The following is a 26,896-nucleotide window of genomic DNA, read 5'->3' as shown; positions in this document are numbered from 1 at the left end:
TTTAGCCTAATGTACTCTAAAAAAAAGATCAGCTTTATGCTGATCTTTTTTATTTCAATGTAGTATTTAATAAGCAAGCTTTTGCCATAAAGCAACTGCATACACGGTTGAACGGTCCATATAATGTGGACCATCAAAGATAAATACGTTTTGATTTTCATAGGTTTTGAGTTGCTGAATAATTTCCCATGGATACGCTGCACGAAATCCACCATTTTTAGTCGGGCGGAAGGCCTCTAAGACCAATACAATTCTTTTCTGACCAAATTTTTGTTGTAATTGTTTGGCGATTTTTAAAGCTTGTGCAGGGGTGCGTGTGCCTGTGCCGACACCATCCTGAAAGAACACATTCGTATTTGATGGAAGCCAGCTATTTAACCATGCATCATAAAATTCAGGTTCCGCTTCAGCACTGTAAATGCTCACCCAAAGTGGAGACGGCAAGCTTTGTAGTGCTTTACCTAATTCGTTCACACGCAGCCATGTAGGATCTGCTTCGACTGGAAAATAATAACCCTGAGGTGGATGGCTCAGGGTTACTTGTTGAAGGAATTTTTGCGAGGTTGCAGCATGTTGTTTGACATGTGCGCGGGCGTTAATTTCATTGTATTCGCCCGATAGACCGAGTATGAGATGCTTAGACCACGGCTGTTTTTGTACATTCTCCCAATTGGGTAGGTTTTCCCACTGTGGCATATTGCCAGCAGGAAACCATGATTTGGCATTGACCATGCCAAATTGCGGAACAAAAGTGTGAGCACCCAAAAGATCCCAATTACCGCTGGGTACGGAGTTTGAATCGGGTTGCCAAAATACACCCATAACCTTAGCAGGGGACTGTGTGCGTGAAACCGCAGCACAGGTCCCTAAAACAAAGCATGCCAAAATGCTAAAGAGTATGAGCATTTTGGCTAAGTTCTTTTTATTCGGATTTGCTTTCATTTTTACGTTTACGCCATAACCAGAAGAAGGCCATCAGCACGACCAGCGCTGATAGTATCACGATAATGACGAAAGTATTCGATTGCTCAATAATCGGCTCGCTTTTTGTTTGTAAAATTAGCTTTTTAAGTACATATACATTACCTTCTGCTGATACAAAAAGTTTCGCGGTATTGTTTGGAATCTGACTCTGAATTTTAGGCCACAAGCGGTTAAATGTGTCGGCGCCAGTTGTATCATCTGTAATGATATTGAAGCGGTTATTTTGGTATATAACAAAGAAACCATTCGCTGCCGTTGGTTGATACAGCGTATCTTGATGCATTAACACTTGCTGGTGGTAAATATCTGCATTGACACGGACATTTACTTGCTCAGGATGTGCAGGATCAAAACTGCTTAAATTAAGTGGCACAGGGGCAGCAGTCATCAGCATTTGTTTGGCTGTTTGCATAGCCGTCACCGCTATGCTGTTGCTGCTAGGATGATCATTAATTGCGATTTTAGGTTGAGTCGCCAATACAGACGACAGGCTAATTACCCCTTGTTTCAGCACATAAGGCAACATGAGCTTAGATTTTTCAGCATTGACCCACACTGAACCTTGCACATTTGGTAAGCAATTAGAGTTCGCCAGCACTGTATTTTCAATAGCCAAATCAAAGGATGGCGATTTGCCAATATCGGCACTGAAGATGTTGAACTGGCGGTCGACAGGATCTGATTCTAGATTGGCAAGTTTCATGCTGCCTGCAAGTGCGCTGTTAATCCAAGCAGTCATTGCAGAGCCTTCAAGTAAGCCACTTTGAGCGCGTAGTGCGATTTGGCCTTGCAGAATATCGGTTGGTTGCCAAACTGCTGGGAAGTTGAGGGTAAAGATTTGTTTACTTTGACCTAAGCGGAAATCTTGGATGCCAAGGTCTGCTAAATTATCAAATTTTTTACTCACGGCCCATGCTGGACTTTCAATACGCTCAGGCAATTGAGCGCTATCACTGTTTAGCTGCTGCAAATATTTAGCATTGAGTAGGGCATTTACTGCATTTTCTAGCTGTGCAGCATTGCCGTATTGGATCGTCAATGTAGGAATATTATTTGGTGCTTGTAGTTGTAATACTGGATTTTTTAATTGGGCTGCATGTTGCACGACCACTTTAAAATCAGGTGTTTCTGTTTCCGCTTGCTGTGCGGTGAGCCATTTGACCGTGCGGCTTTGTTCCCAGCCACTGACTAAGCGCGCCAGTGAGCTGCTTTCTTTAATGTCTTTGGCATTAAAAATAAAAGCGCCCTTTAACGCCGTATTGCTGTTGAGTTTAGGGTTATACAACGCATCAGGTAAATCGCTTAAGCGGAAATTTTGACGCACGGGCTGATAACTCAGATTCGCCTGCTCAAATGCCGTTGCTTGAATCGGCTGTTCTAAACACAAATTGCTTTGATCAATGGTGTTGTTTTGCTGAACAATCAGGTCTAGACGGTGAAAACCGCTGGTACTGGCGGGTACATTAAATGACAGCGTGCCTGTATTGGCAAGTTGAGCACGGTAGATCGGCTTGTCATCTAAATTCACAACCACACTGACATTTTGATCGGCATTGTAGTTGGTGGTATACGTGGCATTATTCCAACTTTCACCTTTGGCAACATAAAAATATTGGCTGATTTGCGCTTGCTTACTTTGACTGATGCTGTCTGGAAAAGACCATTGTGCAGCGTTAGCAGTCTGCGCAGCCAGAATACTGATTGCAAGTAATGAGGACAAAAGTGGGGAGATTTTTAAGTGTTTCATCATTTTTTCTCTTTACTACGTTCAGTCTTGTACCATTGAATACCTTCACCTTTTAATTTGCCTTTGATCATGTCATAGGCAGCTTTAAACACGATGATCAGGAAAATCTGTGAATAGGTAAAATAGGCAAGTACTGAAAAGAAATACATTTGTGGTTTAGCTTTCTCTAACGACAAGGTAAACCACATTTGAGCAACATAAAGGCAGAATGACAGCCCCCAAAGTGCCGTAAACGGACCTGGAATAGATACATTGGCAATATTCAGTAAACCTAGAACCAGCGCGGTGTGACTCCAAAATAATGCGGGAACAAACATGATGTAGCACATAATGTTGTTGGAAATTTCCACACCGATTGGGAAAGGATGTCTTAGCGCAATCGGTAAATATTTATTGGTGACATAAAAATTTCCTTGCGTCCAACGGGAGCGCTGTTTAATAAAAACCTCTAAAGAGGGGGGGTCTTGTTGCCAACCAACGGCATAAGGCACCCATTTAATGCGTTTTTTTCCTAGGAAAATTCGGAAACTCATTTCGGTATCATCAACCAAAGATTTTTCGTCAAATCCACCTAAGGTTTCCAGCGCTTTACGCCAAATCACATAGTTTGTCCCCATTAAAGTTGAAAGTTCAAACTTGTTCCAGCGACCGCCCTGAAAAATCCATTGGAAAAAAATAAACTCGATGGCGATAAATCGAGTCAAAATGCTGTCACGCCAATTTCGGGTGCGTACCTTGCCATTAACTGCAACCAGTTTAGGATCGGCAATTAAAGTTTGCGCCAATAAGCGTACACAATTCGGCTCAGGGGTACTGTCTGCATCATAAACAACAATGAGCTCGCCTTTGGCATGCGGCAAACCATTATTTAGCGTGCGAGATTTACCTTTACCGCCCATGCCTTTAGGTACATTGACAATTTTAATGCAGGGATAAAGCGCCGCCATACGTTCGGCAATTTCTAAGGTATCATCTTTAGAACCATCATTAATCAGCAGCACTTCATAGGATTCGGCAGGGTAATCCTGCTGCGCCATCGCATGCAGTGTATCTTCAATCACCACAGCTTCGTTATAGGCTGGAATCAAGACACTCAGCATCGGCCAGTGTTCAGGTACAGGCAGGTTTTTCAGCTCAATAACCGCCTTTTTTGAATACTGCCAAGCCGAATAACTCAGCCAAGCCCAAAAGGCTTGCGGAACCCAAATTCCGATAAAGCCGAATAAAAAGAGCAGGTCAATCGGATCCATTGTCACGCACTCTTTTGACGATAGAAATAATAAGCACCAAGAATAAAATTACTCCAAGTACAAGGGAGACCCAAGAAATCGAGCTGCCCATGGTGGTAAGAATATTTGGATAATGGGTATTTAAAATTAAATCAATAGGGATATTCAGAACACTCAACACCAAGAGCGCATAACCCATAATTCCAGTTTGAATACCATGCTCGTTGCTTTGAAATGGAATGCCATGAAATTGCCAAGCAATGCCAAAATCAGGGTAGCGGATATTTTCAATTGGTAAGCTGTCTGGAGGGTTAACTATAATTTGCATACCCGAAGCTGTTTGGGTATTGGTTGTGGCGTTATAAAAAGTGAGATCATTGAGTTTTGAAGCACGTGCCGGCATTGGCAATTGCGCATTAGAAAAATGCTGAATGATATAACTACCTTTGGGCTGCATTAAAATATTTGGATCCCAACCTGCTGGAATATATGCAGCCATTGGGCGCATACCCAATGCCGTAGCAAAAATCGCTTTAGATGCAAAATAATGTGGATCGGTATGCTTATATTCAATAACGGGAATAGCGCCTTGAAGTACAGCATATTTTGCATTTTTATACTGTCCCCAAGTAAAGTTTTCCTGAGGCAGAATGACGCCAGGGTAGATGCCACGTGCAATCATTTGTTTAAAGCTATTGGATTTTACTTGATCAAGGCTATACAACGGCCACCAAGCATTTTCAGCTGGAAAATAACGATTGATCTGATCTGCCGCCTGTACAGGTATTTCCTGAGCAGGCACATGAACATCCGTATTTGAGCTGGCTTGATTTTTATCGATTTGCACAATCGGGCAATGATATTCCTGTTGATAAATCTGTTGCAGTGCCTGATCTGGAAACTGTTGTACCGAGACAATGACCCCGCAAATATTAAGGAGCAGAGACATAATTTCCCTCCTGAATACTGGCAGGGATATCCCTAAGCACATAGTCTATTTGCAGTTCAATACTTTCAACGCTTTTCAAAACATGAATAAACTGCGGCATATTTTCCGAGGATGGATTGTTACGGAAAATCACACTGCGGATTTGCGTCAGATCATCATTGGCAAAATTATAGATAACCCCGTCTGTTTTTTGACGTAACAAATCAAGGATTTTGTTTTGAATATTTTTCCAGACATCTTCACCTAGCATTTCAGAAATCAATTGCTGATTCTTAATCTCAATATTGATGACTTCATAATTTTTTAGAGTCAAAAATGGCAACATTTTTAAAAGTTCTGCCATCATATGCTCCCAAGTATTCATGGGCAGCACATCATTGGAATAACCTGTACTAAAGTTCTTAATTGATTTTTGTGATTTATCACTTGCGATTAAGTTATAACGGACGGCACTAAGGAACAATGGAGCAAAAAAAACAATGAAAAGTAACAGAATTTGACGTTCAATATGATTGAAGCTATTCAGATCAAATAGGAAATAAATAGAGATTGAAAAGAAGGCAGCGAGCCCGATAAAAATGGCCGTACTAAAACGGACAAAGCCACCTGCAATAATCAGTGCTAAGACAAAAAGCCAGCTGCCTCGATAACCTACAGGTAGCCATTCATATGCAACGATTCCTAAAAAGAATACTGCCAAAATGACCCAGTAGAGTACAGTCTGAACATGTTTGAATTGCATATTGAATTACCTATATTAGGTGTCTATCACAAAAAATGGCACTATTTTAGTGTGAATTATGCATAAAATTATGCATTTTTTGTATTTTTATTTGATATGAATCACAGTTTTTAAAATGTGATTTTTCAAGTTGCTCTTTTCTAAGGATATCTTGATAAAAATGAAAAGTAAGCGCTATTAAAAAAAAATTACATAATCACGAAAAATTTAAAACGTTCAATCTGGCTAAGAATTAGACATGACTGTTATCAATGATTTTGTAGTTTTGTACACCATGTTTATAGAAGAGCAAAAGTGTAAAAATGTGCATAGCAAACATTGCTTTTATCCATGCATTTTTTAGTGCCGAACACACCATTACATGTTCAAATTGATCATGGTACATTCAACTTTGACCTTGATTTTTGAACGGGCATTAAGCATTTAAAAAAAATCAAATTTTTGACTGCGTTTGTTGTGTTGGTATAATGCTTTAAACATGTCTATCGCGCTGAGTAGCTATCCTACATAGCATCCAAATCATTCTCTGTTAAGTGTATGAGCAGTTAATTTATTGTCATTTGGCTAACTCAGAGCATTCGATTGAATTAATAAATTGAAATATAAGATCATTTAAGTGTATAAGTTTGTAAAATTCACTGCATCAATAATAAGAAGGACTTGGACGTGATCGCACAAATACTGATTGCCCTAATAGCATTACTCCATATTTATATTTTAGTCTTAGAAATGTTCCTGTGGGACAAGCCTGTGGGCTTAAAAGCTTTTGGCAATACGCCTGAAAAAGCACAGCTCACGAAAGTGTTGGCACAAAATCAGGGGCTTTATAATGGTTTTCTGGCAGCAGGATTAATCTTTGCATTGTTATTAGCTCAGCCCTTTGCATGGATGGTGGCTAATTTCTTCTTAAGTTGTGTGTTGATTGCCGGTATATTTGGTGCGATTACGGCCAGTCGAAAAATACTCTATATACAAGCTTTGCCTGCTTTAATTGCCCTTATAGCATTAAATTTAGGTTGGTAGATTAAAAGCTGATAAGGATGGTTGTAATAGAAAACGTAATTTTATTTTGAGGGTTACTATTTGCGATACAATTTTTGAAAATTTATTTTGAAATATTGAAAGTATCGTAGTTGCTCTTATTAGAATAAATAGCTCCGAAGATGCCGCTGCAAATGTCGTGACCCTGAACCCGATGAGTTCAAGGTGGACGCGACGTACACTCGCTGGGTTTCCCACACAAGGAGGGCATACGCTCAGAATATACAGAACACATCCATAAGTTTAAGTATCGGCAGGGGATTAGACCTAGCTGGCGAACACCTCAGAGATATGCTCAGTATAACGAATTCAGTCTTTTTGGCAAATCGTCTAACGGCCATAAATTTATAAATTACGAGTGATCGGGCGAAGTTTAATCACTAAGCTATCGATTATTCAGTCAATTCTTCCACTTCTTCCAAAATATTTTGCAACAAAAGTTCACAGTTGGCATATTCCTGCAAACTTTTATTCATCGACAGCACTTCTTGCATTAACTCGAGTGCCACCATAATAATTAGCTTGCTTGGTTCCATGCGTGGCGCTTTACGACGGAATTCATCATATTTGTCATTTAGCAATTGTGCAGCACGTTCCAAATCCGCTTGTTTATCCGAAGTGGTGGCTAGACGAAAGCTGTGACCTAAAACTTTTAAATCAACGGCGATTTGTTCACTCATGATCAAACTTCCTCATTATTTTCGGTCGGATGCGCTAACTGCTGAATTTCCTGCGCATGATGATCTTGAGCGGTGCCTAAAATTGATAGACGCTGAATAATCGCTTCAACTTTTGCTTTGGCATGTTCATTTTTTTGCAATAAACGCTCACGCTCTTGTTGTAGACCTTGAATTTCCTGTTGAGCATGACGTTGTTCGTTTTGCATTTTTTCTTTGACGATACGTAGTTCATTACGTTCAGCCAAAATCTCCTGAAAACGATTTTTTAAATCCGTACAACTTTTTTCCAAACGGCTATAACGATCTGCCAATGCAGTGGCATCCGTATTGAGCTGTTTAAGTTGCGTACGAGAATCGGTTAATTGCTCATTCAGTGTTTCAATTTCTTCTTGTTTAGAGGTGATAATGCCGTTCTTATGCACAATTTGACTATGATGCTGTTCATTGGATGAGTTTTTCTCACCTTTTAAAGCACCATTTTCACTTTCATATTGCGCAAGTCGCGTTTTTAAAACGCCAATATGCGCTTGGAGACGCTGTAATTCTTCTAACATAACGTAGTCGCACAGTCTTGCAAACAAAGGTAATATATACGAAGTATAGAGATTGGATAAGCGAATGCAAGACGATATTTCAGGTTGGTCAGATTGGTCACACAATTTTTCTAAAATTGAAGAAATTTCAAGCCCAAGTGAGTTACATGGCTTACTCACAGGTATAGTTTGTGTGTCACAACCACCAAGCCGTGAAGAATGGCAACAAATTTTAGCAACCCTCGATGTTGCAGAATTAGATGAAGATGCATTGGCTTTGCTTACAGAAGAAGCAGAAGACGTCGCTCACTCACTTTCAGATGATGAACTCGACTATCTTCCTTTACTTCCAGACGACGAACATCTACTTTCTGAACGTGTACAAGCGTTGGCAGACTGGTGTGCAGGTGTAGTTTTAGGCTTTGGTTTGGCATCAGGTCATCTTCGTGCCAATGAGCAAGAACTGATTGAACATTTGCAGGATGTGGCTTCAGTTGAATTTGAAGATTCAGATGATGATGAAGAAGGTGAGGAAAGCTATCAAGAGTTATACGAATTTGTTCGTTTAATTCCTGTCAGCCTGTCTGTAGGCCGTAGCAAAATTGCAGTTGAAGAAACACCTTTACTTCAATTAAGCAGCAAAAAATCAGCACAGGGCAGCAATGTGGTTGAAATGTTCACACCACATCGTCCAAGCTAAGGCATTCTTTTTGCATTAAAACGTGATTAGTTCTATGTTAAGAGCTAATCACAACTTTTAATTCAAACATCATTAGAGCGCATAAGAAGCAAATAAATGAAGAAATTAACTCAAGCAGATTTTCAAGAACGTCGTGACATCCTTGCAGGTGAAATGGGGCTACGTAGCATTGCGATTATTGCCACGAGTAAAGAGGCCATGCGTAACCGTGATGCAGACTATAAATTTCGTGCTGACAGTAGTTTTTTCTATTTAACAGGCTTTGCTGAACCAGAAGCGGTTGCAGTCATTGAAACTTTTGATACAGAAGAAGACGGCTACACTTATAGCTTGTTCTGCCGCGAACGTGACCGTGAAATGGAAATTTGGAATGGTTACCGTGCAGGTGTAGATGGTGCTGTTGATGATTATGAAGCAGATGAAGCTTATGCAATTGATTTGCTTGACGAAGATATTTTAGAAAAATTACAAAATAAAGATAAATTATTCTATCGCATTGGTCAGCAGGAAGATTTTGATGCACGCGTTGCTAAATGGATTGCAACTGCAAGCGGTGAATCACGGAAGGGTGCAAGTGCGCCTGCACAGGTGATTCAGCTCGATCGTATTGTTGATGAAATGCGTTTGCACAAATCTGAAGACGAACTGGAATTGATGCAAATCGCATCAGATATTTCTGCAGAAGCACATACACGTGCGATGCAAACAGTGAAACCGGGCATGATGGAATATGCTTTGGAAGCTGAACTGAATTATGTGTTTGGTAAAAATGGTTGTGTACCGTCTTATAACAGCATTGTTGGTGGCGGTGAAAATGGCTGTATTTTGCACTATGTGGAAAATGACAAAGAGTTAAAAGACGGTGATTTGGTCTTGATTGACGCAGCGTGCGAATATCAACTGTATGCATCAGACATTACCCGTACTTTCCCAGTCAATGGCAAATTCAGTCCTGAGCAAAAAGCCCTATATAACGTAGTTCTGGATTCACAAATTGCAGCCATTGATGCTATCCGTGTTGGCAGCTCTTATAAAGAACCGCATAACGTGGCAGTACGTATTTTGGTTCAAGGCTTGCTGGATCTAGGCATTATGCAAGGCGATATTGATGAGATTATTGAAAAAGAAGCTTATCGTCAGTTCTATATGCATGGTACGGGCCACTGGTTGGGTATGGATGTGCATGATGTGGGTTCATATAAACAAGACGGTGAATGGCGTGCCTATGAAGAGGGTATGGTGGTCACGGTAGAGCCGGGTCTTTATATCGCGCCTGATGATGAAAGCGTTGATGCGAAATGGCGCGGTATTGGCATTCGTATTGAAGATGATGTGGTGGCAACGAAAAATGGCCCACGCGTTTTAACCGCTGCAGTGGTCAAGTCTGTTGAAGATATTGAAGCCTTGATGGCGAAGTAATTTGCTGTAAGAGAATAAGCCGGTCAGATGATCGGCTTATTTATTTCGTATTCTTGCCTTAAATCTTAGGAGGAATATATCTATTAATGAATGAAAATGTTCCAAATCTATTTGAATATATTGGTGACGCTATTGGGAAATAAAAAGCCAATAATAAAAAAGAAGATGACAGTAAAAAGCACGATTTTAGCTGAACTTATAGTTAGACTTAAATAAAGTGATGTAAAGATGGCTAGTCCAAGACCTAATAATATCCCAGCTACAGAGTAGTAAAATGCTGCAATTAAGCGTTCAGAATGATCCATTATTATTCTCAAAATATTTAGTATTTCAGGATAGTTATGCTTCAGAAGTTTAGCTTCAAATAAGTTTAATTCCCTGTGGGAAACCCATGAAACATCCATTGAATGCTCCATAAAATAGCTAAGATGAGCAGTACTGAAAATAGGATTTGCATTTTTTTCATACTAAATTTACTTAATTTGAAACAATATCTACGCTGAAAAATAACATTACCAACATAAAGTTAATATCATAATTTTTATAAAAACACATCCTTATGGAGGTATGGGTTTTTAATTTATCCCTTTGTTATTTAAATAATAATTCTGTGGCTATCATCAAATCAAATTCAACCCGCCATCAGCCATAATGATCTCCCCAGTGAGGTAGTTGGATGAGAGTAGCATAGCAACAATTTGGGCTATATCTTCTGGCTTGGCTGCTCGGCCCATAGGTGAATGCTCTTGCCAAAGTTGTTGGGATGACGTCCAATCTTGCGTTAAAGGCGTATCCACAAGGCCAGGTGCAATTGCATTTACCTGTATATCAGGCGCAAGAGATACGGCAAGCAGGCGAGTCATATGATTCAAGGCAGCTTTACTAGCAGCATATGGAATAGAAGCCCCTTTAGGACGAATACCAGCATGTGAACTAATATTGATGATACAAGCAGATCTCCCATCTTGAGCAGATGCTCTTAAGGCAGATTCTGCTTCTGCAATCAATCGAAAGGGTGCAATGACATTGACCTCATGCAGCTCTTGCCAAATTTCGGCTGAAGCTGCCATAAGGTCATCATGCGCAACAACACGGCTAATGCCTGCATTATTGATCAATACATCAAGTCGACCTGTCCAAGCAACTGCTTCTTTGATGAGTCTGATTCGGTCGGCATCTTGAGCTAAATCGGCTTGGATATAAATTGAATTTCCCAGCTCCGTTGCCAATGCGTTCCCCGCATCTACAGAATTGCGTGAATGTAAAATAACTGCATAACCTTCATGCGACAACCTTCGCGCTATAGCATAACCAATACCAGAAGTAGACCCTGTAACTAATGCAACAGGACTATTTTTTTCGGTTGGCTGAATAGATGGGTTTTGATTCATTGTTTTGATTTGTATTGAATTTTCTAGATCTACCATACCTTAAATTTTACTCTGAAAGTAGTGCATTTTTAGATCGTAAAATAGGATGATGCCATTCATTTTAAAGATCATTTGTTTATAAGAAAAATCCCTTGCTACTCGCATTCATAGGATGAATTATCCTGCATAGAAAATATGTCATTTTCTAGCATTAGAATACGAGTCAAACGGCATAGTCAGCGTGTAGCGTTTTAAAAAATTGCAGATGTTTTCTCATCTCGATAAAAAACATTAATGTTTAAGCACAATTCTGATCATCTGCGCTAATTCATTATAAAAATTCATGCCCTTGATGTAAGATAAAATCCATTACAGATTATACGTATTTCGAATGCCTCTCCTAAATTCGAATACAACATAAAAAAGGAACAAAGCATGCAGCAAGAAGTCATCATCGTGGGTGGTGGAATGGTCGGACTGAGTCTGGCTCTGATGTTGGCAAAAGCACAGATTGGCGTAAAGCTGCTCGAAGCAATCAAATATCCCAATTATGATGATGCAAACCTTGCACCTTATCACTCGAGCTTCGATGCACGAAACAGTGCTTTGTCCCGCCGTACCGTGCAAATTTACCAAGAGCTTGGCCTGTGGAATGCATTACAAGAACATGCAACGCCTATTCTAGAAGTTAACATTACCGAACAAGGCAGTTTTGGTAAGGCTCGATTAAAAGCAGACCAAGAAAAAGTCGAAAGCTTTGGGCAGGTGATTGAAAATGCATGGTTAGGCCGTGTACTGCTGACCGAAGTCAAAAAAGAATCCCTGATTGAATTGATTGATGGTGTGCAAGTGACCGCTCTGAATCAAGATGCAGACCATGCTTTTATCGAAGCACAGCGCGGTGAAGAACAACTAAAATTGCAATCTAAAATTGTCATTGCTGCTGATGGTCGGGATTCTTTCTGCCGTAAAGCACTCGGTATTGGCGCATCGGTACATGATTATGACCAAGTTGCTATTGTCACTACAGTACAAACTTCTAAACCACACAACCATGTGGGCTTTGAACGCTTTAGCCATTTAGGGCCATTGGCGCTTTTACCGCTTCCGGGTGAATACCGCCGTTCAGTGGTTTGGCCAGTGCCGAAGGGCACAGAAGGCGAATGGATTGGTGATGAAAATGACCAACATTTCCTAGATGCTTTGCAAGAAACCTATGGCGATCGTGCAGGTAAATTCCAAAAAACAGGTCAACGCTTTAGCTTCCCATTGTCACAAGTACTGGCAGAGAAACAAGCTGTCGGGCGTGTGGTGCTGATGGGCAATGCCGCACATACTATTCACCCTGTTGCTGGGCAGGGCTTTAACCTGTGTATGCGAGATGCTTATGTGCTGCGCCGTTATTTAACTGAACAAGTACAAAATAATGCAGATCTTGGCGATGCAGCGATGCTGTTGGATTATGAAAAATCCCGCCTGACAGATCAGCAGCGCGTGATTAAATTCTGCGATTCTGTGGTACGTGGCTTTAGCAATCAAAACCCAATCTTAAAACTCATCCGTAATACAGGCTTGGTCGCATTTGACACCATTCTGGGCATTAAACCGCTGGTGGCCAATTATGCAATGGGGTTAAAAGCATGAGTTTAAATCAGTCAGATATACTCGATGTCGTCATTGTTGGCGGTGGATTAGTTGGTGGCTTAACGGCTTTACTATTGGCGCAAGGCGGCGTACAAGCCACAGTACTCGATGCTGCACCTATATTGGATGCTGAAAAAACCAAAAGCATGGCCAATCCTCGTGTGTTAGCACTGAGCCAAGCAACCATCCATTTACTGAAAACCGTAGATGTATGGGACAAACTGGCTCGCCAGCAGCCTTATACCGGCATGCAGGTGTGGAATAAAAATGGCTATGGTGAAATTAACTTTGGTCAAGCGGTAGAGAAAACGCCACATGTTGATCAAGCGCTAGGTTCAATGGTCGAACCAAGCTTATTGAACCTTGCCATTCAAGAAAAAATGCTTGAACAGCTGCAAGACTACCGTACTCAAGTGAAGGTGACCCGTGTTGAAGAAGGCGTGGGTGTTTGGATCATTCATCTTGCAGATGGCACACAGCTAAAAACCAAACTGGTCATTGGTGCAGATGGTGCAAACTCTTTTGTCCGTGAACAAGCTTTTATCGATATTGATGTGCTGGATTATAAGCAAGCGGGAATTAGCTGTGCGATTCGTACTGCACAGCCGCATCAGCATGTGGCACGTCAAATTTTCTTAGAAACTGGGCCTTTGGCATTTTTACCGATGGCAAGTTTAAAGCCTGAAGAAAGTGGCTACTGGCAGTCGATCGTTTGGACGTTGCCTGATGATTATGCCGATGAATATGCAGCGCTTTCTGATACTGAATTTACCCAATTATTAACCCGTGAAAGCCATCATATGTTGGGAGAGGTGCTTGAAGCCACACCACGTGCCAAGTTCCCGCTGAAAGCGCGAGCTGCGCAGCAATATGTAAAAAATGGTCTGGCGTTAATTGGTGATGCTGCACATGTGATTCATCCACTGGCAGGTCAGGGGGTAAATATTGGTTGCCTTGATGCTGCGGTACTGTGTGACGTACTGCTAGCAGACAAAAAACGTGGTGTATGGGCGCATGAACAAACCTTAAAACGTTATGAACACCGCCGTAAAGGTCAAAATGATGCCATGATGCACAGCATGTCTGCGATTGGTTGGATGGAAACCACGACTTTATTTCCTGTTGTTTGGGCACGAAATTTTGGTTTAAAACAAGTTGAAAATCAGACTGTTCTTAAAGATGCGTTCATGGCACAAGCCAATGGATTGAGAGTTCTAAAAGACACAATCTATGCCAATAAATAAAAAGTCAGATAATTTTTAATCACTCGTATAAACAAGGTTACGATTTTGATTAAAAAAGATACGATTTTATGAGCTTTGGTACTAGGCGAAAAGCTCAGAGATTGCTAAATTTCTTCTAACTTAAAACCAGACATCAGCTGGCCAACAGAAGTCATTAGCGGGGAGAACACGATGACTGATATGAATGATTATGATGAAGCAGAAGATTCTGCTGTAGATGATGATGAAGCGAAAGCTGCTGAAAAAGGCGCATCGGATTCAGCCGAAGGTGCATCAGATGGTGATGTCGCTGAAGCGGAAACATTAACTGTGACTGCGAAGCTAAAACAGCGTCAATCTTTAGAAGATGAAGTTGCGGCATTCTTAGCGCGTGGTGGACGTATTACTGAAGTACCTCCAGACGAATCAGCAAAAGACTAATACTGAAAAACACCATTATTTATGGTGTTTTTTTTTCGTTCTTTTTTATTACACAAGTACTTTTGTGAAGCACATTATACATTTGGTCTATGGTTACTTTATTGACCTTCGTTTAATTTTTCTGAGGCTTTAAATGCTTACGGCTAATGGCGTAAATTGGATAAAACACAAAATGGATGAGTAATAGGAACATGGTATTGATAATAAATGCACCGATATATGGTGGCGCATGCATGGCGGCTACAGCGGCGATAAAGAGTTGAAAAATAAGGACGCTACTTAGCAAAATATACGCCCAATATGGATGCTTATCCCAAAAATGACTGAATTTAAAAATATTACCTGCGACAAAATACAGGGAACAATATGCACAGGCGTAGATAATCGCCACCATATCTGCAGTCATCAACTCTCCCGTAATATAGTGCGGATAGGGTTGTAAACCTGAATAAATAATATGTGCTAGGGCAATCATCCAAATTAAATTAAACAAATAAGCGACTTTTAATTGTGAGGTTTTCATATAGTTGCTCATATTCGGGCTTTGCATTTGTTTTATGAGTATTTAATTAAAATGTTTAATTTTTTTAAGTGCAGGATGGTGTCCGAAGACACCATCTGCTTTATTCTAAATGACTGATTTAAGTGCTTAGTCGTTTGCTTGAGTGAGTTCTAAAGCACGTTGATAAGCCACTTTCTTTTTGATTCCAGTTAAATCGGCAGCCAATTGCGACGCAGCTTTGACCGATAAATCCTGCAACAGACGAGTCAGCAATTTATCCAGTTTTTCTTGTTCCATGTCTTTTTCTTCAGTCGACCCACCAATCACCAAGACAATTTCGCCTTTTTGTTGGTTATGATCAGACTCAACAAAGGGAACTAACTCACCTAAAGTCATTTTTTTGATGGTTTCAAAAGTTTTGGTGATTTCACGCGCAAAACCAACAGGGCGATCTGTGCCAAAGACCTCAGCCATATCTTTTAAGCAATCTACAATACGGTGTGGCGCTTCATAGATAATCATGGTCTGGGTTTCATCTTTGAGTTTATTCAAGGCAAGCAGACGCTGAGATTGCTTAGAGGGTAAGAAACCTTCAAAACTGAAACGGTCACTGGGTAGACCTACGGCACTCAGTGCAGCAATTGCGGCACATGCACCGGGAACAGGAATGACACGAATATTTTTTTCTTGTGCAGCACGGACTAATTTAAAGCCCGGATCGCTAATCAGGGGAGTACCTGCATCACTAATCAAAGCCATATTTTCACCTTTCTCAAGGCGCTCAATTAACTGATCAATTTTATTACTTTCGTTATGATCGTGGCAGGCAGTGAGAGGCGTGTTAATACTAAAATGTTTGAGCAATTGCGCAGAAGTTCGTGTATCCTCAGCGGCAATAATTTTAACCGACTTCAATACCTCAATTGCACGATAACTAATATCATCTAAGTGCCCGATTGGAGTTGCAACAACAAATAACTGAGCACTCATAGGTTTCTCCATGTTGGATAATAAGAACAAAATAATAAGTCTTTGCTTGTTAAGCAGCGTATTTACGGCAGTACAAGCAGATGTATTGGTCATTCTACCCGAATCTGGCCCTATGGCGCGAGCTGCATCCAGTATTAAGCAAGGATTGGACAGTGCATATCAATCATCAGATTACAAAGTACCCATTCAATATATCGATTCTAATCAGAAACAAATGTCGGCTTTGTTGAAGCAGTATGTCAATAAAAAAACCCAGTTGGTGATTGGTCCCTTAGCACGTCAAGATGTCGAAGCTTTGGTCAAAGCAAAACCCAAAGTTCGCGTGTTGGCTTTAAATGAGACCACCAGTCAAATCCAGAATGTTTGGCAATATAGTCTGTCAAAGCGTGATGATGCTTTAGCGCTACAGCAATTATTCGCGAAAGATAAAATTCAGGAATTGTTAGTGCTACGGCAACAAGGCACAGAAGCTGAACATGAATTAATGCTGATGTCATTGCTGGGCCAAAGTAATGTCCCTGTACAAATCATTGAAGATCGACCAAAAAAATTAAGCAAAAATCAGGGATTATTGTTATTGGGGAATAATGAATGGTTAAATCAGCAAACTCAGCTACCAAAGTCTAAAGTTTATACCTTGGCAAATGCGATTGAAGCCAATAAGCCTTTGCCACAAGGTATTCAGTTTTGTGATGCCCCCGCACTCTATGATGTAGGTTGGAGCGATGTGGTTCGGGCCTATGAAAAGAATCCAGTCGATATGCCGTATCAGCGGCTAATGGCCTTTGGTGGAGATACTTGGCATATCGCGAAGCAGTATTTACAAGATCCCAAAGTGAAGAGTGTCGAATTTCAAGGACGAACAGGGCTGATTAAAATCAATGAAAATAATATTCAGCGTATCCCTCATTGCTATCAACGCAGTAAAAAAGGCATCGTGCCCGTTGTGATATAAATTGGGATCGAAAGAATGGCAAATTTAGGGCAATGGGCAGAACAGCAAGCGAGGGCTTGGGCTGAAAAATTGGGTTATCGTACTGTCCGTGTGAATTTTCATAGTCGCTATGGTGAGATCGATCTGATTGTTGAGCGCGAGCAAGATTTGCTTTTTATCGAAGTCAAAGCTCGATCTATTACCCAATATGCACATGCCAATGAAACGGTCTCGATACACAAACAACGTAAAATGATGAAGACTGCGTTGCACTTTTTAAATGAACAGTCACATTTTCAAAATTATTATTGTCGCTTTGATGTGATTTGTTTTGATTTTCATCAACACTTTGCAAAAACACTACAGCAAGACTTTTCTAAATACCCGTATGATCAGCAGTGGATTGAAAATGCTTTTACTTTTGATCAAGAGTTGATTAATCTCTGATAAAACAAACTGTGTAAATGCATAGAAAAAATACGTGTTAAAAAAATGAGGAGTCGTACTAAGTGGTTAAGCGTATTGCAATAACGATGCTTTGTGTCGCAAGTTTATCTGGTTGTGCGAGTTTTATTTCAAGTGGAACAGGTTCAGCACCAGTGGGAACGGATAGTGGTGCGCGATCTTTGGGGCAAGTTTTTATTGACTCTTCCATTGTTCGAACTGCAAAAATTAATTTATATAAATTAGACAGTCGTTTTAAACAGTCTCGTGTGAATATTGAAAGTTTTCATGGCAATGTATTGTTAACTGGTCAAGTACCCGATAATCATTTAAAAGAATTGGCGGAAGAAAATGTTCGTTCGATGAGCGATGTGAAAACCGTACATAATTATATTACCGTGGGTAATCAAATTAGTTATAACACCATCATGCAAGATACCGCAGTCACAGCAAATACGCGTGGCTTGATTATGAAAGCGCCTGTGGTCTCTGACAGTAAAGTACATGTGCATACCGAAGATGCTGTGCTGTATGTGATGGGGCGTTTGAATACTGCGGAGCTGAATGATCTCAATCAAGTGCTTCAACAAGTGGGTAATGTTACACGTATTGTGACTTTAATTGACAATGTCGATGAAAATCCAAACCCACAAGCGCGTAGCGTAAACTCAAGTTATACTACGCCTGCATTAGGCAATGTGCAGCCAGACGTGCAAACCCCTGTTGCTATTGACCCCGATGCAGTCGATCCAAATTATGCTCAGTAATATGCTGTAAACTTTGTTCAATAAATTATGTTCAATAAAATCAATCCCTGGTCCAAACGACTCCAGCACAGTCTGGAGTTAGCTAAAGCACTCTATCGTGATTTTCGTATTTATGATTTTGGCAGTTATGCCTTAAATCGCTTAACTCCGAAAAAAGGCTATAGCGTGCAAAATAATATTGCTTATGGTCTTAAAGCTCGACATCGTCTGGATTTGTACCGTACCTCTGAGCCTCGTGTCCAACGCCCATTAATTGTCTTTGTACACGGCGGCGCATGGATGCACGGGGATAAAAAAGATTATGGCTTTATTGGTGAAGCTTTTGCCAAAGAAGGCTTTGATGTCGCGGTGATTAACTATCACTTAGCGCCTGAGCATATTTTTCCTGCATCCATTGATGATTTAAGTTTAGCGTTAAATTATCTAACGCATTCGCAGCAAAAGCTTAAAATTGAAGTTGAAAATTTGGTATTGATGGGGCATTCAGCAGGGGCATTCAATGTCATGTCAGCCTTATATCATCCAACGCCATATTCAATTCAGGTACGCGAAAATATTCGTGCCATTGTAGGTTTGGCTGGGCCATATCATTTTGATTATAAAGGTGATCCACTTTGTGCAGATGCATTTGATCAAGATGTGCCTTATCAACAAGTGATGCCTTACTATTTTGTTGAACATAATCAGGTTAAACATTATTTATTTACGGCAAATAATGACAATATTGTGGGCTTTAGTAATAGTGATGAACTTGATCAGAAGTTGAAAGCATTGGGTAATCATAGTCAATTGATTCAAATTCCACGTGTCGGTCATATCACTATGATTGGCTCAGTTTCAAGTTTGTTTAGCCGATTCTTTAAAACCAAAGCTGAAATTATGCGAGTCTTGGATGAAATTAGTCCACGTTAATTTGATCTGAATTTCCTCTAAATAAAAAAACCGCAATATGATTGCGGTTTTTTATTGAAAGTACTGCGGTTTATAACCATGCTTGCGTATCATCGGCAACTTGAGTGCCATGAATCACATGCATGATCATAGAATGGGCAATACTGCCTTTAAATGGAATTTCAGGTAAGGCATCAAACTTAAAGAAAGCCGCGTCGCTAATTTCTTCTTCCTGTAATTGCAGTTCACCAGAAGCATATTCAGCTTTAAAGGCAATCATTAAATTACTTGGAAATGGCCAAGGTTGGCTTGCAAGATATTGAATATTATTGACCTTTAAGCCAACTTCTTCCTCAGTTTCACGTCGTACAGCATCTTCTAGGGTTTCACCAACTTCGACAAAACCAGCGATTAAGCCATACATTTGACGGGCATTTTTTGCATTTTTAGCCAGTAGAATTTCATCTTCACCACGCGTAATCACGGTAATTACACAGGGGTTGACTCGAGGGTATTGATGATAAACACATGCAGGGCAGACCATTGCATATTCGGAAGCATGTACTTCAGTTGCAGAACCACAGTGACTACAAAATTTATGATTGCGGCGCCATTCTAGCAATTGAATTGCACGGCTCGCTTGTTCAAATTGTCGAACATTCCAAACTTGTAATAACTGACGTATAGGAACGAGTTGTAAGCCTTCTGGAATCGACTCATTTTCGAGCAGGTCACGGGCAATCACTTGATCACCCGTGCCAATATTTAAGTCACTTGCAAGCTGTTCAACTTGAGGCAGTTGAAAGTTTTCATCGACGAGCAGTTGTTGCTGTTGGAAGATATATGCAAGTGATAATTTAGACATTAGGCCGCTGCTGATTTCAGTTTTTCGCTACTGTCCAATGCTACCTTAAACATCGTATGTAATACAGGCTGTTTGTTCTTTAAATTGTCAATCAGCATATCTGCACTTGCAAGTGAATCTAAGGCAGCGTGAATTTCAAATGGCTCAATAGCAGTTGAAGATTCAACACGTTGCGCTAAGAATTTTGCAGTTGATTTCAAGGCATTTTGTGCTGCGTCGGCATTTAAGAATAACATTGCACCACCGATTTCACGGCATTGAATCGCTGTTGCTTCCAATTGAGCCAATTCTTTATGTTGTAGATACTGAACCAAAGATTGACTTGTTGCATCAATTAAAGTTTTAGTTTCATTTAACAATGCAGAATGTGCATCATCTAAACGGTCGAGCGAGATATTCATGTTATTCACACGAAGTTGTAAACGACTCGATGTGTGATGACGTTCAAGTACACCAATCGAGTTCATTGCAGATAAAATCGTGTTCATCAACTGTTGTGCAAAATTTTCATCTTGCAAAATGGCTGTTTGACCTAAAGACGCGGCTTGACGCGATAAATCATTATGCGCTTCATTGAGGTTGAGGACTTTGAAAATATTTGCCAGTTCATTCAACTTGTTTTGAAGTTCAGCAGTTTTTTCAGGCGTCATATTTTGGTAGTTGAACTCAATATCATTACGGATTTGAGTCATTTCAGCCGTAACCAATTCACCAATGGTATGCATGGTATCAAAGTCAGGACCATACAAATGGCGACTAAATACTTGCAATTGTGTGTCGGTCAGTAAGTCTTCGCCAATATTTAATTTGTTACGAATATGATGTGAAATGTCATCTTCTTGGCTAATACATAAACTTAATACATTGGCTAAATCAGCAATGCTAGCTTTGAAACGATCATTTGCGGCAAAGAATTGCGACATATTGCGCTCAATGCTCACCAAGGTGCGAAGACGTGCATCGGTAATTAAAATTTGGTCAATTTGATTGAATGCAACAAAGACCAAATTCCAATATTGCTTGCTAGGGTGTTTTTCAGACAACCCTGCAAGATATGCACCGACAAGCTTAATTGCTTGTAGGTCAAGTTCGCCTTCTTCTTGCTTAATCAGTTTGTTTAAAGCCAGTTTATATAGGCGATGTACATATTTTGATTTTTCAAGCGCAGGCGCTTGTGGCAATTCAAAGTCAGGTGTAATGCAATCGAGTAGGGATTCGATATGTTGACCTTCAGCTGTCACGGGTTTACCCAGTGCAAGCTCTAAACGGTTTAAGCTGTCGAGCAAGAACTGTGGAATTTTAACTTCGCGTAGACAGATAAATTCGATATAGCGTTTCAGCATGGTTGTGCCTTCGCTCAGAGCGATAACATCTTGTGTGTTAATTTGCGCTGGATTCCCCATGATCTTGCGCATTAACTCTGCTGAATATTGGGCGATTTTTGCCAAGCTAGGCATATCGACCAAAGCTAGGACTTGAGCGCATTGTTCAAATTGAATCAGTGCATCATCAATCCCAAATGGTAAAGTTTGATCTTCAACTAAGGTGCTGACTGCTGATTCGACTAACTTAATCGAGTTATCAACCTCATTTTTTATTATCAGCAAAGCCGTTGGATCAAAATGAATAGAGGTTTGGTAAGACATGTATCTGCACCTTTCCTAGATGTTTTATCTTGTTTATAAACCGCCTTATAAGGCGGTCCATGTTTATGGTTTTACTATAACGTATGTATGAATTGTTTAAATACAAAAAGTAACACGAAATTTAGATTTTATTTCGCAAAAAGGCAAGGTGTGCCATGTTTTTCTTCAAATTGTTTGATCCATGTCTCATGGGCTTCAAGTTCTTCGTTTGAAGGTAAAATAACAGGCAGTTCGATTTCAACGGCAGCGCGTGCACTTGAACCATCTTCGTTTTGGCTGTGGGTCAGGGCATCAATATCAAAAGAGACCTGACCACCAGTCATCGCAAGGTAGACATCAGATAAGATTTCCGCATCGAGTAAAGCACCGTGGAAAGTACGGTCACGCTGTGGAATTTCATAACGACGAACTAGGGCATCGAGTGAATTTTTCTGGCCCGGATGTTTGGCTTTGGCCATGGCCAAAGTATCCGTTACTTCACAAACTTCCGATAGTGCGACAAATCCTGCGCGCTTGAACTCCATATCCAAGAAGTTCATATCGAAGGTTGCGTTATGCGCAATAATTTCTGCGCCTTTTAAATATTCAAATAATGTATCCGCAACTTCATGATATTCAGGTTTGTCTTGTAAAAACTCGTCAGTGATACCATGGACATTGACCGAATCACCCACAGGTTTTTTCGGGTTAATGTAGATATGAATTGAACTACCAGTCAGCTTACGGTTAATCATTTCCACCGCACCGACTTCAATAATGCGGTCGCCATCTTGGAAGTAGAAACCTGTGGTTTCGGTATCGAGAATCAGTTGTCGTGGCCCTGATACATCTAATGTTGCAGGTGTGATCACAATCATGGGGTGCACGTCGGTATTTTGTGCTGATGTATCTGCTGTTGCTACGCTTCCAGTTTGATTCATTTCAATTTCAATATCTGAAACGTCCGAAGTCATCGTCGCTTCTTCAGATTGCTGAATATTTGAAACAGGAGAGTCTATTGATAATGTAGGTTCTTCGGATTGAATTACAGTTTCATTCAGTGCAATTTCCTCCTCTTCTTCACTATCTGCAAACTCTAATCCAAAAGGATCATTCAATAGCCAATCTGGTTCAGCTTTTTTTTTAGCTGTTTCAACTTGTGCTGTAGGTACCTTTTTGATTTGTTCTAAGGTTTTATCTGCACCTAAGTTTGCCAATTGGTCGGCCATTTCATTACCAGCATGTCCAGCATGACCTTTAATCCAGTTCCATTCAATCTCACGGCCCTGACATGTTGCGTCGAGCAATTTCCATAGATCTGGGTTTTTAACGTCTTTCCAGTTTTTCTTTTTCCAACCATGAATCCACTCGGTAATACCTTGTTTTACATAGTTTGAGTCTGTCCAAATAATCAGTTTGGCATCTTTTGGGCAATGTTGAATGCCTTCAATTGCCGCAGTCAGTTCCATGCGGTTATTGGTGGTCTCAGGTTCACCGCCACATAGTTTTTCTTCACCGGATTCACGAATGATATACGCCCCCCAACCCCCTAAACCAGGGTTGCCGCGACATGCACCATCAACATAAAGTGTGATTGTTTGAGACATAAATCAAATCCGGACAAAAAATTTCAATTTGAACTGGGTATTGTATAACGCAAATGACCAAGAGAAATCCATTTAAGGCGAATTTTTTAATTTCTTGTAACATTTATACTGAAATAGCGTTAAATTAACGCCTTGTGTCTGAGACATGCTTCACTACAATGGCATATCTAAAAAATAAATTTTATACGAGTTGTCTGGATTTTTTTATGTATAAATCAACTGCGAATGAATGGCAGCCTACATTACCCCAAATTTTTAAATTTACAGTATTAGGTTCTGCGTTGGCGGCCTTTGGTCTGACGGGCTGTTCATCTTCGCAAACAACAAAACAGACCTCTGCCAGTAAGCAAGTTGGCTCGAATTTTCTTGATGCTAATAGTCTCGACTCTTTAGAAGATTTACTTTCTGCAACGGATATGCGTGCAGTAGAAGGGGATCGTCTTTTAGTTTTAAAACACGGTGACGTTTGGAAACGTATGACTGTGGGCTTCAAAATGGATTTAAACCATTGGGATAGCCGTATTGAAGCACAGCGTGGTTGGTTTATTTCACGTCAACCCTATATTGATCGTTTAAGTGCGCGTGCATCACGCTATCTTTATCACACTGTAAAAGAAGCAGAACGTCGTGGTTTACCTACAGAGCTAGCACTCTTACCTGTTATTGAAAGTTCTTATGACCCTGCAGCAACCAGTAGCGCAGCAGCGGCAGGTTTGTGGCAATTCATTCCAAGTACGGGTCGTATTTATGGTTTAAAACAAACGTCATTGTATGACGGTCGTCGTGACGTGGTCGAATCGACACGTGCTGCATATGAATTTTTGGGTGCTTTGCACAACCAGTTTGGTTCATGGGAGTTGGCATTGGCTTCGTACAATGCTGGACCAGGTCGTATTCAACAAGCGATTAACCGTAACCGTGCAGCAGGCTTACCTACCGATTATTGGTCTTTAAAATTACCACAAGAAACCATGAATTATGTGCCACGTTTCTTAGCGGTAGCACAAATTATTAAAAATCCAGGTGCCTATGGTGTGAGTTTACCGCCTATTGCTAACCGCCCTCACTTCCGTGAAGTTGCTGTGGGACCTGCAAACTTAAATGAAATTGCATCGATTACGGGCCTAAGCCGCGCTGAATTGTATTCATTAAACCCGGGTCATCGTGGTGACGTGATTGATAGCAGTAGCCCAATGCGTATTTTGATTCCAGCAGATGTTAGCCCGTCTGTAGACGCGCGTTTGAAAAAATTACAAGCAGGTGGGTCATCGGGTTATTGGGCAAGCAATACTAATCTTCCAAAAAATAATGTTGAAATTACGCCGTCGCGTGTTACTCCACCAGAGTTGAATACAACAACGATTCAACCGTCTAAAACCACGCCGCCTACATTAACGACAACAACTAAACCCGTTGTGACGACAGCAGCGAAGCCTGTAGTAACGCCCGCACCTGTAATTTTAGCGAGCACAACGAAGGCCAAAGTGGCAACGCCAACGGGTTCATCTGCTTTAGCAGCATTTGCATCAAATAGTGATATTCCGAGTGCGCCGCGTATTCCAGTTGCAGTGACACCAACCACAGCTGTAAAAGCGGTATCTGTTGAACCTCCATTAAGTTCAAAAGAACGTGAACAGATTATGGCGGCTATCAAAGCAGAAGGTGAGAACAAAACCGTTGATGAAGTTTTAAAACCTGTCGCAACCAAGGCTGAACAAGAAGAAGTTGTACAAGAAATTAAAGCCATTGCACCTAAGGGTACAGAAATTGTTGATCCTTATGATGGCAAAATTAAGTTAACAGCTATTCAAACCAGTCAATCGATTGCAGATGAGCAAGGTAAAGAGTTAACCAAAGGTTTCTCATATCCGAAAAGCGTAGCTGAAAATACCAGTGCAGACTCTGAAGAAGCGAAGCGAAATCAAGGTAAAAACGTGATTCGTACCGATTCAGAGATTGTTGTCGTCGCACCTAAAGGTAAACGTAGTACCTATACCGTTTTAACGGGTGATACCTTAGCGCTGATCGCGATGAAAAATGGTGTGAATTGGCGTGATATCGCAAGTTGGAACCAAATAGCACCAGATTCGACCTTATATGTGGGTACAACCATTTACTTGTACGATGCCAAACCGATTGTACAAAATAATGAAGAGTCTAAAGTTAAAACACTGCCAGACAGTTATGTGGTTAAAGCCAATGACAGTTTAACTGGGGTTGCGAGCCAGTTTGGTTTAAGCACCAAGCAACTTGCTGACTTTAATGGCCTAAATACGACGAGTGGACTCTTTGTTGGGCAAAAGTTGTCATTAAAAGAAACGCCAGCTTCAAAAGCGAAAATAGAAGCAGATAAAAAAGCAGCATTGGTGCAAGTTGCAGACAAAACGCCTAAAGTTCAGACTAAAACGTATGTGGTGAAACGTGGTGAATATCTGAAATTGATTGCTGATCGCTATGCATTGTCAAATCAAGAATTAGCGGATTTAACTTCAGGGCTCACTGCGGGCAGTAGCTTAATGGCGGGGCAAAAAATTAATGTGCCTTTAAATACTGTTGAGACTGAGACGAAATCAGAAAAACTTGAAAGCAAAGTTGCGAATCGCATTGAAAATGTCAAAGTAGAACCAGCGTACAAAGTTGAAACCTATAAAGTTCAACGTGGTGATACCTTGTATAGCATTGCAACGCAGTCAAAAATTAGTTTGTCTGAGTTGGCAAGCTTGAATGATATCGCGGCGAATAGTGGTGTGATGGTTGGTCAAAATCTTAAAGTTCCTGCTGGCGCCTCGACACCTGATAGCTATGTGGTGCAATCTGGTGACACCTTAACAGGTATCGCAAGTCGTTATAACTTAGGCATGGATTATGTTGCCAATATTAACGGGATTGAGCGTACTGCAGGGCTTCGAGTAGGTCAAAAGTTGAAATTGACGGGCGATGTTGAGTCTGTCAAAACAGAATCTACAAAAAACGTTGTGAAAGCTGATTCAGTTAAAGCTGAAGTCAAAAATAATAGTCGTAGTAATACTGCAGAAATTAGTGACACACATGTGGTGAAGTCAGGTGAAACTTTGGGCTTAATTGCTCAAAAATATCATCTGCAACTTAGCTATTTGGCTGAACTCAATGGATTGAAAACTAATAGTGCTATTCGAGTAGGACAACGCTTGAAAATTGATGGTGAAGTACCAGCCAACAATAGCAGTAATGTTGTCGAGACAAAAAAAGCTGAAACTAAAGCCGTGACGAGTTCGGTTAAAGTAGCCAATACTGAAAGTTATAGCGTGAAATCGGGTGAGTCTTTAAACTCGATTGCGAGTCGTATAGGCATGAGCGTTGCGGAATTGGCTGAATTAAATAATCTGAGTGCGAAAGCAGGTTTACGTGTTGGTCAAAAAATTCAGCTGCCAAAAACCAATACTGAATATCGTATTAAACGTGGTGATACCTTAATTGGTCTGGCAAGTCGTTATGGTATGGATACCTCAAAACTGGCTGAAATGAATGATTTACAACCTTCAGCACAGTTACGTATTGGTGATGTGATTAAAGTGCCGAACTAAGTTTAG

At 40.6% G+C, this 26,896-nt stretch carries 25 protein-coding genes and 1 other RNA gene; 11 read left to right on the top strand and 15 right to left on the bottom strand.

Annotated features, from left to right (window positions below; genetic code table 11):
* Positions 1 to 66: 66 nt before the first annotated feature.
* The 5 genes from B9T33_RS14320 to B9T33_RS14300 are packed head-to-tail and all read right to left on the bottom strand — an operon-like array spanning position 67 to position 5,651.
* Positions 67 to 942, bottom strand: a complete 876-nt coding sequence (locus B9T33_RS14320; RefSeq protein WP_086179570.1) for a hypothetical protein — start codon at positions 940 to 942, stop codon at positions 67 to 69.
* Positions 923 to 2,734 (bottom strand): hypothetical protein, encoded by a 1,812-nt coding sequence (locus tag B9T33_RS14315; RefSeq protein ID WP_086179569.1) that lies wholly within the window; start codon positions 2,732 to 2,734, stop codon positions 923 to 925. Before B9T33_RS14315 ends, B9T33_RS14320 begins: the two co-directional genes overlap by 20 nt.
* Positions 2,731 to 3,981 carry a glycosyltransferase family 2 protein gene (locus B9T33_RS14310; protein ID WP_086179568.1) on the bottom strand — a complete coding sequence of 417 codons (1,251 nt, stop codon included), beginning with the start codon at positions 3,979 to 3,981 and terminating at the stop codon, positions 2,731 to 2,733. Before B9T33_RS14310 ends, B9T33_RS14315 begins: the two co-directional genes overlap by 4 nt.
* Entirely contained in the window at positions 3,968 to 4,909 is a 942-nt protein-coding gene (locus B9T33_RS14305) for a hypothetical protein (RefSeq protein ID WP_086179567.1), read from the bottom strand. Before B9T33_RS14305 ends, B9T33_RS14310 begins: the two co-directional genes overlap by 14 nt.
* Positions 4,893 to 5,651, bottom strand: coding sequence for a hypothetical protein (locus B9T33_RS14300; RefSeq protein ID WP_086179566.1), 759 nt, complete (start codon positions 5,649 to 5,651; stop codon positions 4,893 to 4,895). The genes B9T33_RS14305 and B9T33_RS14300 overlap by 17 nt, the downstream gene beginning before the upstream one ends.
* Before the next feature lie 666 nt (positions 5,652 to 6,317).
* On the opposite strand from B9T33_RS14300, the gene B9T33_RS14295 reads away from it, so the two are divergent.
* Positions 6,318 to 6,674, top strand: coding sequence for a DUF1304 domain-containing protein (locus B9T33_RS14295; RefSeq protein WP_086179565.1), 357 nt, complete (start codon positions 6,318 to 6,320; stop codon positions 6,672 to 6,674).
* Between the two features lie 127 nt (positions 6,675 to 6,801).
* Here B9T33_RS14295 and ssrS read toward each other — a convergent pair.
* From ssrS to B9T33_RS14280, 3 genes are all read right to left on the bottom strand, one after another.
* A non-coding RNA gene (gene ssrS / locus B9T33_RS14290) (6S RNA) lies at positions 6,802 to 6,985 on the bottom strand.
* A gap of 99 nt (positions 6,986 to 7,084) precedes the next feature.
* A complete protein-coding gene (locus B9T33_RS14285; RefSeq protein ID WP_086179564.1) occupies positions 7,085 to 7,372 on the bottom strand; it encodes a cell division protein ZapA in 288 nt (95 codons plus the stop codon).
* Positions 7,373 to 7,374: 2 nt separating this feature from the next.
* The gene (locus tag B9T33_RS14280; protein ID WP_086179563.1) at positions 7,375 to 7,926 is read right to left on the bottom strand and encodes a hypothetical protein; all 552 of its coding nucleotides are present in this window, start codon (positions 7,924 to 7,926) and stop codon (positions 7,375 to 7,377) included.
* A 64-nt stretch (positions 7,927 to 7,990) separates the two neighbouring features.
* Between B9T33_RS14280 and B9T33_RS14275 the strand changes: the two genes are divergently transcribed.
* Positions 7,991 to 8,605 carry a UPF0149 family protein gene (locus tag B9T33_RS14275; RefSeq protein ID WP_086179562.1) on the top strand — a complete coding sequence of 205 codons (615 nt, stop codon included), beginning with the start codon at positions 7,991 to 7,993 and terminating at the stop codon, positions 8,603 to 8,605.
* 96 nt (positions 8,606 to 8,701) lie between these two features.
* Complete coding sequence (pepP, locus tag B9T33_RS14270; protein WP_086179561.1) at positions 8,702 to 10,024, top strand: Xaa-Pro aminopeptidase; 1,323 nt, start codon at positions 8,702 to 8,704, stop codon at positions 10,022 to 10,024.
* Positions 10,025 to 10,131: 107 nt separating this feature from the next.
* Here the strand turns inward: pepP and B9T33_RS14265 are convergent, their stop codons facing one another.
* On the bottom strand, positions 10,132 to 10,428 hold the full coding sequence (locus tag B9T33_RS14265) for a hypothetical protein (RefSeq protein ID WP_228145840.1): 297 nt from the start codon (positions 10,426 to 10,428) through the stop codon (positions 10,132 to 10,134).
* 216 nt (positions 10,429 to 10,644) lie between these two features.
* Entirely contained in the window at positions 10,645 to 11,415 is a 771-nt protein-coding gene (locus B9T33_RS14260; protein WP_086179560.1) for an SDR family NAD(P)-dependent oxidoreductase, read from the bottom strand.
* 414 nt (positions 11,416 to 11,829) lie between these two features.
* On the opposite strand from B9T33_RS14260, the gene B9T33_RS14255 reads away from it, so the two are divergent.
* The 3 genes from B9T33_RS14255 (at position 11,830) to B9T33_RS14245 (ending at position 14,702) form a co-directional block, all read left to right on the top strand.
* Positions 11,830 to 13,038, top strand: coding sequence for an FAD-dependent oxidoreductase (locus B9T33_RS14255; protein ID WP_086179559.1), 1,209 nt, complete (start codon positions 11,830 to 11,832; stop codon positions 13,036 to 13,038).
* Positions 13,035 to 14,282 carry an FAD-dependent monooxygenase gene (locus B9T33_RS14250; protein WP_086179558.1) on the top strand — a complete coding sequence of 416 codons (1,248 nt, stop codon included), beginning with the start codon at positions 13,035 to 13,037 and terminating at the stop codon, positions 14,280 to 14,282. The genes B9T33_RS14255 and B9T33_RS14250 overlap by 4 nt, the downstream gene beginning before the upstream one ends.
* Positions 14,283 to 14,453: 171 nt before the next feature.
* Positions 14,454 to 14,702: a hypothetical protein gene (locus tag B9T33_RS14245; RefSeq protein WP_086179557.1), complete on the top strand. Its 249-nt coding sequence runs from the start codon at positions 14,454 to 14,456 to the stop codon at positions 14,700 to 14,702.
* Between the two features lie 112 nt (positions 14,703 to 14,814).
* Here B9T33_RS14245 and B9T33_RS14240 read toward each other — a convergent pair whose 3' ends face one another.
* Positions 14,815 to 15,225 (bottom strand): hypothetical protein, encoded by a 411-nt coding sequence (locus tag B9T33_RS14240; protein WP_086179556.1) that lies wholly within the window; start codon positions 15,223 to 15,225, stop codon positions 14,815 to 14,817.
* 126 nt (positions 15,226 to 15,351) lie between these two features.
* Entirely contained in the window at positions 15,352 to 16,194 is an 843-nt protein-coding gene (gene rsmI, locus B9T33_RS14235) for a 16S rRNA (cytidine(1402)-2'-O)-methyltransferase (RefSeq protein WP_086179555.1), read from the bottom strand.
* Between the two features lie 10 nt (positions 16,195 to 16,204).
* Between rsmI and B9T33_RS14230 the strand changes: the two genes are divergently transcribed.
* From B9T33_RS14230 to B9T33_RS14215, 4 genes are all read left to right on the top strand, one after another.
* Positions 16,205 to 17,149 carry a penicillin-binding protein activator gene (locus B9T33_RS14230; RefSeq protein WP_086179554.1) on the top strand — a complete coding sequence of 315 codons (945 nt, stop codon included), beginning with the start codon at positions 16,205 to 16,207 and terminating at the stop codon, positions 17,147 to 17,149.
* 15 nt (positions 17,150 to 17,164) lie between these two features.
* Positions 17,165 to 17,575 carry a YraN family protein gene (locus B9T33_RS14225; RefSeq protein ID WP_086179553.1) on the top strand — a complete coding sequence of 137 codons (411 nt, stop codon included), beginning with the start codon at positions 17,165 to 17,167 and terminating at the stop codon, positions 17,573 to 17,575.
* Positions 17,576 to 17,637: 62 nt separating this feature from the next.
* Positions 17,638 to 18,339 carry a BON domain-containing protein gene (locus B9T33_RS14220; protein WP_086179552.1) on the top strand — a complete coding sequence of 234 codons (702 nt, stop codon included), beginning with the start codon at positions 17,638 to 17,640 and terminating at the stop codon, positions 18,337 to 18,339.
* 27 nt (positions 18,340 to 18,366) lie between these two features.
* Positions 18,367 to 19,251: an alpha/beta hydrolase gene (locus B9T33_RS14215; protein WP_086179551.1), complete on the top strand. Its 885-nt coding sequence runs from the start codon at positions 18,367 to 18,369 to the stop codon at positions 19,249 to 19,251.
* Positions 19,252 to 19,321: 70 nt separating this feature from the next.
* Here B9T33_RS14215 and nudC read toward each other — a convergent pair whose 3' ends face one another.
* The 3 genes from nudC to dnaQ form a co-directional block, all read right to left on the bottom strand.
* Entirely contained in the window at positions 19,322 to 20,095 is a 774-nt protein-coding gene (gene nudC, locus B9T33_RS14210; RefSeq protein ID WP_086179550.1) for an NAD(+) diphosphatase, read from the bottom strand.
* Positions 20,095 to 21,741, bottom strand: a complete 1,647-nt coding sequence (locus B9T33_RS14205) for a chemotaxis protein (protein ID WP_086179549.1) — start codon at positions 21,739 to 21,741, stop codon at positions 20,095 to 20,097. Before B9T33_RS14205 ends, nudC begins: the two co-directional genes overlap by 1 nt.
* Positions 21,742 to 21,869: 128 nt before the next feature.
* Positions 21,870 to 23,327, bottom strand: coding sequence for a DNA polymerase III subunit epsilon (dnaQ, locus tag B9T33_RS14200; protein ID WP_086179548.1), 1,458 nt, complete (start codon positions 23,325 to 23,327; stop codon positions 21,870 to 21,872).
* Between the two features lie 206 nt (positions 23,328 to 23,533).
* Here dnaQ and B9T33_RS14195 point away from each other — a divergent pair, with 206 nt between their 5' ends.
* A complete protein-coding gene (locus B9T33_RS14195; protein WP_086179547.1) occupies positions 23,534 to 26,890 on the top strand; it encodes a lytic transglycosylase in 3,357 nt (1,118 codons plus the stop codon).
* The last annotated feature ends 6 nt before the right edge of the window (positions 26,891 to 26,896 follow it).

It is taken from the genome of Acinetobacter sp. ANC 5054 (assembly GCF_002135295.1).
In the GTDB taxonomy this organism is placed as follows: domain Bacteria; phylum Pseudomonadota; class Gammaproteobacteria; order Pseudomonadales; family Moraxellaceae; genus Acinetobacter.
This window is presented reverse-complemented; position numbering and strand designations above follow the sequence as displayed.

Excerpts from the sequence above, each read along its gene's own strand:
- B9T33_RS14230 (WP_086179554.1), top strand. The coding sequence starts at position 16,205 with ATGTTGGATAATAAGAACAAAATAATAAGTCTTTGCTTGTTAAGCAGC.
- rsmI (WP_086179555.1), bottom strand. The coding sequence starts at position 16,194 with ATGAGTGCTCAGTTATTTGTTGTTGCAACTCCAATCGGGCACTTAGAT.
- B9T33_RS14250 (WP_086179558.1), top strand. The coding sequence starts at position 13,035 with ATGAGTTTAAATCAGTCAGATATACTCGATGTCGTCATTGTTGGCGGT.
- B9T33_RS14245 (WP_086179557.1), top strand. The coding sequence starts at position 14,454 with ATGACTGATATGAATGATTATGATGAAGCAGAAGATTCTGCTGTAGAT.
- B9T33_RS14280 (WP_086179563.1), bottom strand. The coding sequence starts at position 7,926 with ATGTTAGAAGAATTACAGCGTCTCCAAGCGCATATTGGCGTTTTAAAA.
- dnaQ (WP_086179548.1), bottom strand. The coding sequence starts at position 23,327 with ATGTCTCAAACAATCACACTTTATGTTGATGGTGCATGTCGCGGCAAC.
- B9T33_RS14195 (WP_086179547.1), top strand. The coding sequence starts at position 23,534 with ATGTATAAATCAACTGCGAATGAATGGCAGCCTACATTACCCCAAATT.
- B9T33_RS14275 (WP_086179562.1), top strand. The coding sequence starts at position 7,991 with ATGCAAGACGATATTTCAGGTTGGTCAGATTGGTCACACAATTTTTCT.
- B9T33_RS14310 (WP_086179568.1), bottom strand. The coding sequence starts at position 3,981 with ATGGATCCGATTGACCTGCTCTTTTTATTCGGCTTTATCGGAATTTGG.
- B9T33_RS14305 (WP_086179567.1), bottom strand. The coding sequence starts at position 4,909 with ATGTCTCTGCTCCTTAATATTTGCGGGGTCATTGTCTCGGTACAACAG.
- nudC (WP_086179550.1), bottom strand. The coding sequence starts at position 20,095 with ATGTCTAAATTATCACTTGCATATATCTTCCAACAGCAACAACTGCTC.
- B9T33_RS14225 (WP_086179553.1), top strand. The coding sequence starts at position 17,165 with ATGGCAAATTTAGGGCAATGGGCAGAACAGCAAGCGAGGGCTTGGGCT.
- B9T33_RS14260 (WP_086179560.1), bottom strand. The coding sequence starts at position 11,415 with ATGAATCAAAACCCATCTATTCAGCCAACCGAAAAAAATAGTCCTGTT.
- B9T33_RS14205 (WP_086179549.1), bottom strand. The coding sequence starts at position 21,741 with ATGTCTTACCAAACCTCTATTCATTTTGATCCAACGGCTTTGCTGATA.
- B9T33_RS14315 (WP_086179569.1), bottom strand. The coding sequence starts at position 2,734 with ATGATGAAACACTTAAAAATCTCCCCACTTTTGTCCTCATTACTTGCA.
- pepP (WP_086179561.1), top strand. The coding sequence starts at position 8,702 with ATGAAGAAATTAACTCAAGCAGATTTTCAAGAACGTCGTGACATCCTT.
- B9T33_RS14265 (WP_228145840.1), bottom strand. The coding sequence starts at position 10,428 with ATGGATGTTTCATGGGTTTCCCACAGGGAATTAAACTTATTTGAAGCT.
- B9T33_RS14320 (WP_086179570.1), bottom strand. The coding sequence starts at position 942 with ATGAAAGCAAATCCGAATAAAAAGAACTTAGCCAAAATGCTCATACTC.
- B9T33_RS14285 (WP_086179564.1), bottom strand. The coding sequence starts at position 7,372 with ATGAGTGAACAAATCGCCGTTGATTTAAAAGTTTTAGGTCACAGCTTT.
- B9T33_RS14300 (WP_086179566.1), bottom strand. The coding sequence starts at position 5,651 with ATGCAATTCAAACATGTTCAGACTGTACTCTACTGGGTCATTTTGGCA.
- B9T33_RS14255 (WP_086179559.1), top strand. The coding sequence starts at position 11,830 with ATGCAGCAAGAAGTCATCATCGTGGGTGGTGGAATGGTCGGACTGAGT.
- B9T33_RS14240 (WP_086179556.1), bottom strand. The coding sequence starts at position 15,225 with ATGAAAACCTCACAATTAAAAGTCGCTTATTTGTTTAATTTAATTTGG.
- B9T33_RS14215 (WP_086179551.1), top strand. The coding sequence starts at position 18,367 with ATGTTCAATAAAATCAATCCCTGGTCCAAACGACTCCAGCACAGTCTG.